This is a genomic window from Flavobacterium sp. 2, from assembly GCF_049949195.1.
GTDB lineage: Bacteria > Bacteroidota > Bacteroidia > Flavobacteriales > Flavobacteriaceae > Flavobacterium.
Genome location: NZ_CP188206.1, coordinates 3700451 through 3713454, shown reverse-complemented (window position 1 = coordinate 3713454; position 13004 = coordinate 3700451). Strand labels below are relative to the sequence as shown.

The window sequence follows — 13004 nt, the reverse complement described above, 5'->3', positions numbered from 1 at the left end:
TATTTTTGTATAAATTTGCAACACATAAAGATACAACTTTCTTTTATACATACAAATTTTAAATATTCTGTTTTGATCTCAAAAGAAAATATATTGGCAATCGCCAAAAAAACCATACTATCTGAAAGTGAGGCAATTACAAAATTAATTGATTTTCTTGATGAAAATTTCTACGAAGCGGCACAACGTATTTATGAATGCAAAGGCCGTTTGATCGTTACAGGAATTGGAAAAAGCGCCATTATCGCGCAAAAAATGGTTGCTACTTTTAACTCTACCGGAACTCCATCGATGTTTTTGCATGCCTCAGAAGCCATTCATGGCGACTTAGGAATGATTCAGAATGACGACATTATAATCTGTATTTCAAAAAGCGGGAACAGTCCTGAAATTAAGGTCTTGGTTCCTTTATTAAAACGCTTCGGAAATACTTTAATTGCAATAACAGGAAACATAACTTCGTTTCTGGCAAAAGGTTCAGATTTTGTTCTCAACACAACCGTTGAAATGGAAGCTTGCCCAATAAATCTTGCACCAACAAACAGCACTACAGCTCAACTTGTTATGGGAGATGCATTAGCAGTATGTTTAATGGAAATGCGCGATTTTAAACCTGAAGATTTTGCAGTTTACCATCCGGGAGGCGCTTTAGGCAAAAAATTATTGCTTAAGGTAAAAGACATGATTGAGCATTCATTAAAACCAATGGTTACACCTGAGACCTCAATCAAAAAAGCTATTTTTGAAATTTCAGAGAAAAGATTAGGCGTTACTGCCGTTATTGAAGACAATAAAATTATCGGAATTATTACAGATGGAGACATCCGAAGAATGCTAAATGACGTAGATACTATTGCGAACTTAACAGCAAGGGATATTATGTCCAAAAACCCAAAATTAGTTTCATCAGAAACAATGGCTGTTGATGCTTTGAATATTCTAGAAGATTTTTCTATCACACAGCTAATCGTTGCCGACAATGGCGAATATAAAGGAGTATTACATTTACATGACATTTTAAAAGAAGGAATCGTATAATGGCAAAGAAAAACCTTGGCGAGATGTCATTTTTAGATCATCTTGAAGAACTTAGATGGTTATTGGTTAGAAGTACAATTGCAATATGTATTATGGCATTTGTTACTTATTTTATTAGTGATTATTTATTTGATCAAATTATTTTAGGTCCAATTAGACCAACATTCTTTACGTATGTTTGGTTTTGTGACTTATCACATTCATTGGGATTTGCAGACAGCATTTGTATTACTGAACTGAATTTCATTATTCAAAATACCGAAATGGAAGGGCAAGTAAATATCTTTGTATGGATGTGTCTTCTGGCAGGTTTCATATTGAGTTTTCCTTATATTTTATGGGAAATCTGGAAATTTATCAGTCCGGCTTTATATGAGAAAGAACGTAAAAATGCAAAAGTTTTCATTTTTGTTTCGTCGTTGCTTTTCTTTTTAGGAGTATTGTTCGGATATTTTGTGGTAATTCCGATGTCGGTAAATTTCGTTGCCACTTTCTCGGTGAGTGATGTTGTAAAAAATCAATTTACACTAGAATCTTATATGGGAATGGTTAAAACGAGTATTCTCGGAAGTGCAATCTTTTTTGAACTTCCAATTGCAATTTATTTCTTAACCAAGTTAGGATTAGTAACCCCAACTTTCTTAAGAAAATACTGGAAATATGCAGTAGTAATCATTTTGATTATTGCCGCAATCGTAACACCACCTGATGTAGTAAGCCAAACTATTGTGGCAATTCCGATGTTGATTATCTATGAAGTGAGTATTCTTATTTCAAAGATTGTTTATAGAAATAAAATGAAAGAAAATGTCTGATATCGTACAAGAATTTAACGACTATCGTTCTAAAATGAACGAAAAATTACTAGCTGACAACAACAAAATTGTAAAGCGAATTTTCAACCTTGACACAAACGCATATGCGCCAGGAGCTCTTGATGTAAAAACAAAAGAACTTTTAGGCTTAGTTGCATCAGCTGTTTTACGTTGTGACGACTGTGTAAAATACCATTTAGAAACCAGCTACAAAGAAGGCATTTCTAAAGAAGAAATGATGGAAGCAATGGGAATCGCTACTCTTGTTGGCGGAACAATTGTAATTCCGCATTTAAGAAGAGCTTACGAATTCTGGGAAGCCCTGGAAGAAGCTGGAAAATAAATAATTGTTAATACGTTTAACTGTTGAATCGTTTATTTGTTAATTTGCAACGAATAAACGATTTATCGATTAAACGATTAAACTTTAAAAATGAAATTAAGAGCCGATAATTTAATCAAAACATACAAAGGACGAAGTGTTGTAAAAGGAATTTCTGTTGAGGTAAATCAAGGAGAAATTGTGGGACTTTTGGGTCCGAATGGTGCTGGAAAAACAACTTCTTTCTATATGATTGTTGGATTGGTAAAACCAAATCAGGGAAGTATTTATCTTGATGATTTGAATATTACCGATTATCCGATGTACAAACGTGCTCAGCAAGGAATTGGTTATTTGGCACAAGAAGCTTCAGTTTTTAGAAAATTGAGCATTGAAGATAATATCCTGAGTGTTTTACAATTAACTAAACTTTCAAAAGAAGCTCAGATTGCTAAAATGGAAAGTTTGATTGAAGAATTCAGTTTAGAACATATTCGTACCAACCGAGGCGATTTACTTTCTGGAGGTGAGCGTCGTCGTACTGAGATTGCCCGCGCATTGGCAACTGACCCGAAGTTTATTTTGTTAGATGAGCCTTTCGCCGGAGTTGACCCGGTTGCGGTTGAAGATATTCAGCGAATTGTAGCGCAATTAAAAAACAAAAACATCGGAATTTTGATCACCGATCACAACGTTCAGGAAACCTTAGCAATTACTGACAAGACATACTTAATGTTTGAAGGAGGAATTCTAAAAGCCGGAGTTCCAGAAGAATTGGTAGAAGATGAAATGGTTCGCCGTGTTTATCTTGGACAAAACTTCGAACTTCGTAAAAAGAAACTTGAGTTTTAAAAGTTATATGTGAATGGTAAAAAGTAAAATGTTAATTACTTTTTACCATTTTTTTTTAAATAAAAATCTCAAATGAAATCAGAAAAACCAACTCAGGAAGATTACAATAATTGGCACAAAGATCCAAATAATTGGTTTTTAGGCTGTTTTTATTATAATCCAAAAGACAAACGATTAATGCCTCCAAAGAGAATTGCATGGATGGGTTATACTATAAATTTTGCCAATCCATATTCTGTAATGCTTCTATTGCCTTTTGTAATAATTTTAATTTTAGTTCTATCGAAATAGATATAAGTTTTGAAAAAACTATTCTACTGTAATAAACTGCAATTGCTCTAAATCGCCATTGTAAATATTAACATCAACTCTGTTTTTGATTCCTGGCAAAGAAGCTTTCTCTGTAAACTGCCAAAACAGCCAATCATCTTCAATTTTTTCTCTGTAGAAATTGTAATTGGCAATCCAGAATAAATATTCGCCAAACTCTTCTTTTAGAAAATCAGTATAATATCTTTCCCCTGAATAAATAATTGGACGAACCTGATAATGTTTCTCCACTTTAGCCAGCCAACGTTTTAAACCTTTTTTCAAACTGTCCAAAGATTGATTTTTTGGCAATTTTTCAATATCTAAAACTGGTGGAAGATCACCTTTTTTCAATTTTACAGTTTTAATAAAAAGATTAGCCTGCTCAATTGAATTTTCATTTGGACGGTAATAATGATAAGCGCCGCGCATAATTTTATTTTCTTTTGCGCCTTCCCAATTTCTTTTAAATTGTCTGTCTACATAATCATTTCCGGCAGTTGCACGTATAAAAACAAACTTGACAGGGTATTTTTCGTCTAAAATTTCAACTTCTTCCCAATCGACTTTTCCTTGAAATTCAGACACATCAAATCCGACAACTTTTCCTTTGTGATTTTCGAGAACTCTAATATTTCGAACATCAGAAAGGTGTTTGTCGACCTCATTTTCATCTAAAACCTTACCTGATCTGAATCCGAGATAATAAGCTAATCCAGCTCGATAATGGTAAATTGTGCCAATGAAAAGCACTGCTAAAAAAGCAAACACAATAAAACGGATTAACTTACTGAAAAAAGATCTTCCAGCCGGTTTTCTTGCATAGGTTTTACGATAAGTTGTTTTTCTTGCCATTCGGATACAACTACTTTTTCAGAAACACATTGTTTATGATTGACAGCAATACGTAAAAAGCAATGATAACAGGAATAGCACCAAATTGAAGCAGTAAAAGCAAAACCAGAGAAATTGCTAAAAATACAATCTGCAATACATTATCCTTAAAAGTAAATTTTTTAATTTTTAAAGCAAAAAGCGGAATTTCAGCATTTAAAATATAAGCGCTACACAAAGTAATTGCTAATAAAATCCACTCATTGGTTAAAATTTCCAGCAATAAAAGTGATGAACCTGCATAAATATCCAGAACTACTTTCAAACTAATTATAAAAAGTGCATTTGCAGGCGTTGGCAATCCAATAAATGAATCCGTTTGACGTGTATCAATATTAAAATTAGCCAAACGATAACAAGAACCCAAAGTAATGATGAATCCCAAAAGAGGAATAAATTCGTTTGTTCCTAATTGATGGCCGCTATTAGCAAACATCGTGTACATTACATAACCAGGCGCAACACCACTAGTAACCATATCAGCCAAAGAATCCAACTGTAGACCAAGCGGACTTGAAACTTTAAATAATCTGGCAAAAAAACCATCAAAAAAATCAAAAAAGATTCCCAAACAAACCATATAAAAGGCCATTTCATACTTGGCTTCAGAAATAAAAACAACGGCTACGCAGCCACAGAAAAGGTTTATTAAGGTGATTAAATTAGGAATGTGTTTTTTAATATTCATCTTTATAAATTTTGATAATGGTAAGGAACAAATTTCGGATAAAATAAAATGACATCGACATGATTTGCATAAATAATTTTCACAATTTGTTACAAATTACTTATGCCAAAAAGAAAACAAGTCCGTTAAAAATAAAGTTTGAAATTACAACTTTTCGATATTTATCAGAAGGACAGAAATTAGCTGAGTAAAATATTCTATTTTTGGTGAAAATTAAAAACAGGTCTCAGTCTGCAAATAAATAACCGTTGAAAAAACTTTTTGCGTTTTTATTATTTTGGAATTTTGCTGCACAGTATGCACAAACCGTTCGGAAATATTCGAACGAGTTTATGAATATTGGTGTTGACGCCGCGGCATTAGGAATGTCGAGCGCCGTTGTTGCTTCAACAAATGATGTCAACGCCGTTTACTGGAATCCAGCAGGTTTGACCAATCTCGAAGATCATCAAATTTCATTAATGCATGCGAATTATTTCGCCAATATTGCACAATACGATTTTATTGGATACGCAAGTCCGATTGATGACCGAAGTGCCTGGGGAATTTCGATGATTCGTTTTGGTGTTGATGATATCATGGACACTACCCAATTGATAGACAGCGAAGGGAATATAGATTATAACCGAATTAACTTGTTTTCGACTGCTGATTATGGCTTCACATTTTCATATGCCCGAAAACTGCCTGTAGAAGGTTTTCAATATGGCGTAAATGCAAAAGTGATTCGACGAATTATTGGAAAATTTGCCAATTCGTGGGGTTTTGGTTTTGATGTCGGTTTACAATTTGAACGCAACGATTGGAAATTCGGATTGATGCTTCGCGACATTACGACCACTTACAATATTTGGAATATCGACGAAGAAGAATATGCCAAAATTGCCAATGCAATTCCCGGAGAAAACAACGAGTTGCCTGAAAGTACCGAAATTACTTTGCCAAAAGCACAATTAGGCGTTTCACGAAGATTTGATTTTCATAATGATTACAGCCTTTTAACTGCTGTAAATTTGAATATGCGATTTGAGCAGACAAACGATATTATTTCTTCAAAAGCCGTAAGTATTGATCCAGCAATTGGTTTTGAATTTGGTTATACTGATCTTGTTTTCTTAAGAGCCGGAGCTGGAAACTTTCAAAATGTAATGCAATTGGACAATACCGAAAAAGTAAATTTTCAACCAAATATTGGGCTTGGTTTCAAATACAAAGGAATTCAGGTTGATTATGCCTTGACTGATCTAGGAAACCAAAGTGCTGCACTTTATTCGAATATTTTTTCTCTAAAAGTAGATTTAGGTATCTTTAGATAATATTTACAAAACCATTAAACTTCTTAAAAATTTTAAATTATGAAAAATGTCATTTTCAAAAAAACACTTTTTTGTTTACTATTATTATTGAGTTTTATTGGTTTCAGTCAAAATTTGCCTTTATCAAAAGATGCCAGAATAAGCGTGATTACCTGCGGTTTGGGAAATGAAACGTATTCTTATTTTGGCCATACCGCCATTCGTGTTGCAGATCCCATAAACAATATTGATGTAGTTTATAATTATGGCGCTTTTGATTTTAGGACGCCAAATTTTGTTGCTAAATTTGCAAAAGGAGATTTACAGTATTTTGTTATTGTTCATTCTTTTGTTGATTTCATGAATGAATACAATTATGAGAAAAGAAGTGTTTTTGAACAAGAATTGATTATTCCACAAGATTTAAAACAAAAGCTTTTTGACAAATTAAATGCTACTTTGTCATCTGAAGATCGTTACTATACTTATAAATTTATTGATAAAAACTGTACATCTATGGTCGTTGATGTAATCAATAAATCATTAAACCAAAATGTAATCACTAAAAAAGGCGATACTGATATTACGTATCGCTCAATCTTATTCCCTTATTTTGACGGGCATTTTTATGATAAATTAGGAACCAGCATTATTTTTGGAACCAAAGTAGATCAACTCGGAACTAAAATATTTTTACCTTTTGAGTTAAAAAACAGTTTAGCGAAAACTACTTTTCAAAATCATCCTCTGGCAAAAGAAAGCCTAACACTTTTAAGTTTTGAAAAAGAAACACCAACATCATGGTGGAATAATGTTTATACTTATCTTATTATATTGGCCTTTGTCATTTTGGCAAAAAATAAAATAATTGACAAAATTTTCCTTTTGATTTTATCTTTAATGGGCGTCTTTTTTGTTGCCGTTGGATTTTATTCTTTTCACCACGAATTGGCGATGAATTACAATGTGCTTTTATTTAGTCCGCTATTGTTGATTTTGATTGTTTTCTCAATTCTAAAAAACAAAAGATGGACGTATCGTTTTGCCGTTTTACATCTGATGTTTTTACTGATTTACACCTTGTTTTTAATCAACAAAGCGCACTTTTTTATTGTTTTGCCAATGATTATTACAAGCGGATTTGTCTTGGTTAGAGTTGCTCTAAGAAACAAAAAACGCATTCCAATTATTATCTAAAAACTATTGTCCTCGATAGAATAAAACGGTTGTAATGGTTTTGAAAGTAATGCTTAAATCCAGAAAAACACTTCGATGTTTTATATAATATAAATCATATTGAAGTTTTATCAAACTCTCGTCAATAGATTCACCGTATGAATAATTTACCTGAGCCCAACCTGTCAAACCAGGTTTGATAACGTGACGTGTTTCATAAAAAGGCATTATTTTAGCAATCTCCCCAACAAAATAAGGGCGTTCAGGTCTAGGCCCTATAATACCCATATCGCCAATAAGAATATTAAAAAACTGAGGCAATTCATCTAATCTTGATTTACGCATGAATTTTCCAAAAGGAGTAACCCGCTTATCATTTGACTGTGCAAATGGCCCATTGACATCTGTATTTTCAATCATTGTCCTGAACTTGTAAATCTTAAATACAACACCATTTTTACCGACACGTTCCTGTGTGTAAAACAAGCTCCCTTTATTGGCTATTAAATTCCCAATAAAAATTACAGGAATAAACAGAGCGCAAAATACTAAACCAATAACCGAAAGAGTACACTCTATTAAACGAACTAAAATCAAATACAATTTGTTACTATTGCTGCGGCTAAATGGAAAAAAACGATAGAAATCACGTTCTATGTAATGTACAGGAATACGCTGTGTCTTACTTTCGTACACATGGGTATATTCTTTGATGATATTTCCAGATTCTAGCAAATGAAGAAGTCGCTGATACAAATCAGGCGTAATTCCATCTGTTTTTTGAGCTGCGATTACAATCTCAGAAACATTGTGATGCATTACAAAATCCTCTAAATCCTGCTTTTTGATTTCTTTTACATAATTAAACTCACTACTTTGCTCTGTAACCGAATCAGAATTCACAAAACCTATTATATTATAATGCGGATCAGCTTTTTCGAGACCTAAAACCAATCCTTCAACCTGATCTTTTCCGCATATTAAAACAACATTTTGAGAAAAACGGTGCGAAGCCAAAAAAACAGCATAAAAAAACCTCCAAACTAATAATATGATTAAAATCGTAAAATAAAAAACCAAAATTACCAAACGTTTTTTTGGAAGTTCCGGCGATAAAATAGGCGTAAATAAGTATAAAATTACCGAAGCTGTTGCTGTTAAAACAACACTGCGAACAATTTGAACCTGATTGCTTGAGACCTGAAGATTATACATTTCAAAGATTACTCCAAAAATAAAGATATAAGCAATCAGCAAAATTGGTCTATAAAAATAAGCCAAATCCAAAATGTAATACCGGTTGTCAAAAAGAAAGTGTAGTAGGTACAAACCGATCATCAAAAAAGCAGCATCAAAAAAGCGCAATAATATTTTCCGTTCCGAAATCTCGAAATGCATTTTTTTTCGTGCCATAGTAAGTTGTAAGTTTTAAAGTTGGGGACTTTTTCTTCAACGCAAATGTATTATAAAAATTATAATTTAACCCTCTGATTTTTCAGCTTTTTGAGGCATTATTATATGTACTGAAAGCAATGACAAAGCATAAACAAATGCTGGTGCGGCGATTCTCATTGCGGCGTGATTTATAGTTAATAACCAAAAGAGGTAAAACGACAAACAATAAAGATGTTGTCTGTTATTTATAAATAGAATTAATGGTGTTATAAATAGTATCAAAAGTCCAAAAATACCAAACATACCATGTTCTGCCAACATTCGGGTAATTTCATTATGTGAGGCAACTTCATCACCTGATTCTTTTCGAAGTTCTTTCCCCATTCCGGCCCCAACTCCCAATATAGGATTATCTAAAAAGAGGTTTATTTCAGAATCCATAATTCCTTCTCGTCCGCTCAATGCACTTTTCTTCACTCTGCCTAAAGCATCTTTATTTGCATAACGTTTATCAATTAGCCCTCTTGTTTGAATAGAACTATAAGTCCAAACGCCAACACCCATTAAACTTGTTAAAATAAGTACAAAACCAAATTTTGTCTTCCCTTTTGCATTTGAAAATTGATACAAAAAAAATAGAAGACAAACAATCATGACAACTCCAGTTATAATCCCTCCTCTAGAAAAAGTTACAACTCCTCGATAACTAATAAAGGCAAGTATACATCCATTCAAAATAATATCTTTTATTGATTTGGAGGACAACACAAGCTGCGTAAAAAAAATGAAAATTCCCAAACCTAAAATTGTCGATACCTGATTTGGCCCAAATCCTCCCGATGTTTCAAAATTAGAACCTGTGCTTGTTACTACATCTCTCACGCTCGGTGTGTATAAAAACAAATAAGCTGTCGTAGTCAAAATCGGCAATCCCATTACAGAAAGAATATTCTGCAATTGAGAAAATTGAATCCGCCTACAGTACATATATATAGAACAAATTCCTAAACAAACTGGCCCAGAAAGATTAAAAAATAATAGCTTTTTAACATCAATATTAACTTGATCTACTGAAGCTGTAATCAAAATACAAGGAATAAGTAAAATCAAGAAAAACCAATAAATAAAAGAGGATGGTGAAAAACTGCTATAAATCATGCCTAATAACATGAAAAAAACAAGATTAAATTTTACATATTCATTATTAAAATTCCCTCCTGTCATACGCAAAAAAACCTCTACGCCTACCAAATATGCACACACCAGCAATACTTCATTATTTCGGTTTTTTGTTTTATTCACCAAATAAATTCCAACTATTGGTATTACAAGTGCATAAAGTTTCGAAAGAGCCGGCAAAACAAAAACTGCCAGAGCAATAAGCAAATGAAATAAAATAAGATAATTATATGTGATGGTTTTGTTTTTCATTAAAATATTTATACTGGAATTTCAGGAGTAAAATTAGTTAAAGAATTTAACCATTGTAAATAAACTTTGATAATTGATTTTTGAGAATATCTAGATTCAACAACATCATGCAAAGCTTGCCCCATCTGAAAGCGCTCATCTTCATTCTCAATTAATCTCAGCAGTGACTCTTCAAATTGGCTTAGATTATTTGAATCGACCAAAAAACCTTCTTTCGCTGAATTAATAATTTCAGAAATCTGACCAACATTTGTAGCTACAACTGCTTTTTTATGCAATCCGTATTCCAAAATTGCTAGTGGAAGTCCCTCTGATAAAGAGGGCAAAACTGCAATTTCACACTGTTTTAAAACAGAAGCTACATTATCAACTGTTCCATAGAGAAAAACTGAGTTTTCTAATTTTAATTCGTTGATCAAATTCTTAATTTTTTCAGAATGGCTGTCTTGAAAATCTTTTCCAAAAAAATGAAAAGTCCAATCTGGATATTTTTCTTTAATTAAATGCGCCGTTTTAATTAATAATTCATGATTTTTTTGCGGACGTAGATTAGCTACACAGATAATCCTTTTATTGTCTTTTCCTTTTAGTACAAACTCTTTTTGTGAATTAATAATATCATCGATGAAATTAGGAAAATAGACAACATTTTTGATCTTTAAATAGGATTCTGCCCAATTTTTCAAAGCCGAATTAACCGCAATGCTCCCTTCAAAAAAGAATGAGCCTATTTTCAATCCTATGTTTTTTCGCTCTACCAGATTCTGCGAAATGCCATAATGATCATGCCAAACGATTTTGATTTTAGGAAAAATACATTTAACCAGAACGGCTAAAAAAAATGAAGAGCTATGTGCGTGAATAACGTCGACTGCATTTTTTTTAATATATGATCTCACTGCAAAAACTGCTTTTAAATCTATTTTTTTCTTCTTGTTTAAAAATAAGTACGTAACTTTTTCATCAATTTGGTTTATAAGCAAACCTTCTTTTCGGGTTGTAATTAAACCTGAAAATTCAATTTCTTTTGACAATGCATTAGCATAATTTACTGCCATGCGCTCTGCTCCGCCGGCTTCTAAAGAATCAATTAGTTGTACAATTCTCATTAAAGTAAATTTTTAATTTCTTTTTCAAAAAAGTCAGTTGTATAAGTTCTGGACCAATCCTCTGCCAGTTTGCTCTTCTGTGTAAAAATATCTTTGTTTGCAATAATTGCCTTTAGCTGAGTCGAATCTTTTTCTAAACTCATTTCAAGAAAAACACCGCGATTTCCCTCATCAAGCATAAACGGAACGCAAGATACTTTAGTAGCAACTGGAACACAACCCCAGAACATTCCTTCAGCGATTGCTTTTGGCCAGCCTTCACTTTTTGATGCCAATAGTGCAAAATGACTTTTTTGATACGCTTTTAAAACCACATCTTTTTCTTGGTTTCCACGCAAAAAAACAAACTCTTCTAATTTATTTTCTTTGATATAAATTTCCAGATTATTTTTTTCAGTGCCATTTCCATACAAATCCAAATTTGCTTTTATCCCACTTTGATTTAACATTTGTACTAATTGAATAGCATAAAGCGGATTTTTCCCAACAACTAAACTACCTACAAAAATAAATTTCGCTACTTCATCTATATTATCCTTAATAACGGTTTGTTTTTCGATTTCAGAATAAGTTGCTGTAAAAAATGATTTTATGTTTTTGGATTGATTTCTCCAACTTCCATAAACCAAAACTTGAATATTACGAGTTAGAAAAGAATTATTAAGAATCCATTTTTGTAAACGATAAGACAATGGCTGTTTACTATCCGGATCCCAATTGCCAGCATATTTTGCAGTTTTCTTTTTATTTGGAAAAAAAACCTGCATAATACATCCTAGCAAACCTATATTTCCAGGGCAACGCAAATGAATATGATCTGCATTATACATTGCCTTTAAAAGGATGAACATATTCACAAAACTAAAAAAGAATGTTTTTACAATCTCTTCGAATGATTTAAGATTATTATCACGCAACTTATAATGACCCGAAATCTTAAAAGGAATTTCTGAAATAAGAAGTCCATTATCTGACTCCCAAACAGGACAGCAAAAAACGACTTCAGCATATTTTGCCCAAACTATTAATTCATTCACATAAGGGCCATATGCGAATGCTTTTCCATTTTTGTAAATAATGGGAGCGTTTGTAACAACTAATAATTTCATTAAATATAACCTTTTGAACCTTTTTGGGAAATTAATACTGCCGGAACTCCTAAGACGATTGAATTATCAGGAAATGAATCTTTCACCATTGAACATGCTCCTACAACAACATTATTTCCTAAAGTAATTTTACCTGCAATAACCGAATTTGCGCCAATATATACTTCATCTCCTAAAACAGGGGTCCCCCTATTTTCATTAATTCCAGAAACTCCAATCGTAACTCCTTGTGAAATATTGCAATTGTCTCCAATTATCACATTTGAATTTATAATAATTCCTCCAAAATGTCCAATATAAAAAGAATGTCCAATTTTTACAGCGTAAGGAATTGAAATACCTGTACAAATTTCGATGCTTTTTTGCCATAGCAAAATTAAAACCAATAAAGGAAACCTAAACAGTTTCCATTTTACTTTATTGTGAATCAGATTTGCAATTCTAAACTGGAAAATAGCCCAAAAACCTTGTGTTAAAAAAACGATGCTAAAAAAATGACCGCCATATTTTCGATACTTTTTATAATCTGAAACTATTAACTGAAATACATTCATAGCATTATTGTTTTTTT

General features: G+C 32.5%; 14 protein-coding genes. 7 read left to right on the top strand and 7 right to left on the bottom strand.

Going from position 1 to position 13004, the window contains the following annotated elements; translation table 11 throughout:
* Positions 1-72: 72 nt before the first annotated feature.
* The 5 genes from ACNFIH_RS16100 (at position 73) to ACNFIH_RS16080 (ending at position 3318) form a co-directional block, all read left to right on the top strand.
* Positions 73-1038 (top strand): KpsF/GutQ family sugar-phosphate isomerase, encoded by a 966-nt coding sequence (locus tag ACNFIH_RS16100; protein WP_035650266.1) that lies wholly within the window; start codon positions 73-75, stop codon positions 1036-1038.
* The gene (gene tatC / locus ACNFIH_RS16095; RefSeq protein WP_035650268.1) at positions 1038-1853 is read left to right on the top strand and encodes a twin-arginine translocase subunit TatC; all 816 of its coding nucleotides are present in this window, start codon (positions 1038-1040) and stop codon (positions 1851-1853) included. Before ACNFIH_RS16100 ends, tatC begins: the two co-directional genes overlap by 1 nt.
* A complete protein-coding gene (locus tag ACNFIH_RS16090) occupies positions 1846-2196 on the top strand; it encodes a carboxymuconolactone decarboxylase family protein (protein ID WP_035650271.1) in 351 nt (116 codons plus the stop codon). The genes tatC and ACNFIH_RS16090 overlap by 8 nt, the downstream gene beginning before the upstream one ends.
* Positions 2197-2286: 90 nt before the next feature.
* Positions 2287-3027, top strand: a complete 741-nt coding sequence (gene lptB, locus ACNFIH_RS16085; protein ID WP_426483897.1) for an LPS export ABC transporter ATP-binding protein — start codon at positions 2287-2289, stop codon at positions 3025-3027.
* A gap of 72 nt (positions 3028-3099) precedes the next feature.
* A complete protein-coding gene (locus ACNFIH_RS16080) occupies positions 3100-3318 on the top strand; it encodes a DUF5808 domain-containing protein (protein ID WP_426483896.1) in 219 nt (72 codons plus the stop codon).
* Positions 3319-3336: 18 nt separating this feature from the next.
* Here the strand turns inward: ACNFIH_RS16080 and ACNFIH_RS16075 are convergent, their stop codons facing one another.
* Positions 3337-4191, bottom strand: coding sequence for a glycoside hydrolase family 25 protein (locus ACNFIH_RS16075; protein WP_426483895.1), 855 nt, complete (start codon positions 4189-4191; stop codon positions 3337-3339).
* Positions 4192-4201: 10 nt separating this feature from the next.
* On the bottom strand, positions 4202-4918 hold the full coding sequence (locus ACNFIH_RS16070; protein ID WP_142451932.1) for a CDP-alcohol phosphatidyltransferase family protein: 717 nt from the start codon (positions 4916-4918) through the stop codon (positions 4202-4204).
* 248 nt (positions 4919-5166) lie between these two features.
* On the opposite strand from ACNFIH_RS16070, the gene ACNFIH_RS16065 reads away from it, so the two are divergent.
* Complete coding sequence (locus tag ACNFIH_RS16065; RefSeq protein ID WP_426483894.1) at positions 5167-6234, top strand: PorV/PorQ family protein; 1068 nt, start codon at positions 5167-5169, stop codon at positions 6232-6234.
* A 39-nt stretch (positions 6235-6273) separates the two neighbouring features.
* Positions 6274-7410, top strand: a complete 1137-nt coding sequence (locus tag ACNFIH_RS16060; protein WP_426483893.1) for a DUF4105 domain-containing protein — start codon at positions 6274-6276, stop codon at positions 7408-7410.
* A gap of 3 nt (positions 7411-7413) precedes the next feature.
* Here ACNFIH_RS16060 and ACNFIH_RS16055 read toward each other — a convergent pair whose 3' ends face one another.
* From ACNFIH_RS16055 to ACNFIH_RS16035, 5 genes are all read right to left on the bottom strand, one after another.
* Positions 7414-8802 (bottom strand): exopolysaccharide biosynthesis polyprenyl glycosylphosphotransferase, encoded by a 1389-nt coding sequence (locus tag ACNFIH_RS16055; protein WP_426483892.1) that lies wholly within the window; start codon positions 8800-8802, stop codon positions 7414-7416.
* A gap of 66 nt (positions 8803-8868) precedes the next feature.
* Positions 8869-10215, bottom strand: a complete 1347-nt coding sequence (locus ACNFIH_RS16050; protein ID WP_426483891.1) for an O-antigen ligase family protein — start codon at positions 10213-10215, stop codon at positions 8869-8871.
* Between the two features lie 8 nt (positions 10216-10223).
* Positions 10224-11324 (bottom strand): glycosyltransferase, encoded by a 1101-nt coding sequence (locus ACNFIH_RS16045; RefSeq protein WP_426483890.1) that lies wholly within the window; start codon positions 11322-11324, stop codon positions 10224-10226.
* Positions 11324-12433: a glycosyltransferase gene (locus ACNFIH_RS16040; protein WP_426483889.1), complete on the bottom strand. Its 1110-nt coding sequence runs from the start codon at positions 12431-12433 to the stop codon at positions 11324-11326. The genes ACNFIH_RS16045 and ACNFIH_RS16040 overlap by 1 nt, the downstream gene beginning before the upstream one ends.
* Complete coding sequence (locus ACNFIH_RS16035; protein ID WP_426483888.1) at positions 12433-12987, bottom strand: serine O-acetyltransferase; 555 nt, start codon at positions 12985-12987, stop codon at positions 12433-12435. The genes ACNFIH_RS16040 and ACNFIH_RS16035 overlap by 1 nt, the downstream gene beginning before the upstream one ends.
* Between the last annotated feature and the right edge of the window lie 17 nt (positions 12988-13004).

Excerpts from the sequence above, each read along its gene's own strand:
- ACNFIH_RS16080 (WP_426483896.1), top strand. The coding sequence starts at position 3,100 with ATGAAATCAGAAAAACCAACTCAGGAAGATTACAATAATTGGCACAAA.
- ACNFIH_RS16055 (WP_426483892.1), bottom strand. The coding sequence starts at position 8,802 with ATGGCACGAAAAAAAATGCATTTCGAGATTTCGGAACGGAAAATATTA.
- ACNFIH_RS16050 (WP_426483891.1), bottom strand. The coding sequence starts at position 10,215 with ATGAAAAACAAAACCATCACATATAATTATCTTATTTTATTTCATTTG.
- ACNFIH_RS16075 (WP_426483895.1), bottom strand. The coding sequence starts at position 4,191 with ATGGCAAGAAAAACAACTTATCGTAAAACCTATGCAAGAAAACCGGCT.
- ACNFIH_RS16040 (WP_426483889.1), bottom strand. The coding sequence starts at position 12,433 with ATGAAATTATTAGTTGTTACAAACGCTCCCATTATTTACAAAAATGGA.
- ACNFIH_RS16045 (WP_426483890.1), bottom strand. The coding sequence starts at position 11,324 with ATGAGAATTGTACAACTAATTGATTCTTTAGAAGCCGGCGGAGCAGAG.
- ACNFIH_RS16060 (WP_426483893.1), top strand. The coding sequence starts at position 6,274 with ATGAAAAATGTCATTTTCAAAAAAACACTTTTTTGTTTACTATTATTA.
- ACNFIH_RS16090 (WP_035650271.1), top strand. The coding sequence starts at position 1,846 with ATGTCTGATATCGTACAAGAATTTAACGACTATCGTTCTAAAATGAAC.
- ACNFIH_RS16070 (WP_142451932.1), bottom strand. The coding sequence starts at position 4,918 with ATGAATATTAAAAAACACATTCCTAATTTAATCACCTTAATAAACCTT.
- ACNFIH_RS16035 (WP_426483888.1), bottom strand. The coding sequence starts at position 12,987 with ATGAATGTATTTCAGTTAATAGTTTCAGATTATAAAAAGTATCGAAAA.
- lptB (WP_426483897.1), top strand. The coding sequence starts at position 2,287 with ATGAAATTAAGAGCCGATAATTTAATCAAAACATACAAAGGACGAAGT.
- tatC (WP_035650268.1), top strand. The coding sequence starts at position 1,038 with ATGGCAAAGAAAAACCTTGGCGAGATGTCATTTTTAGATCATCTTGAA.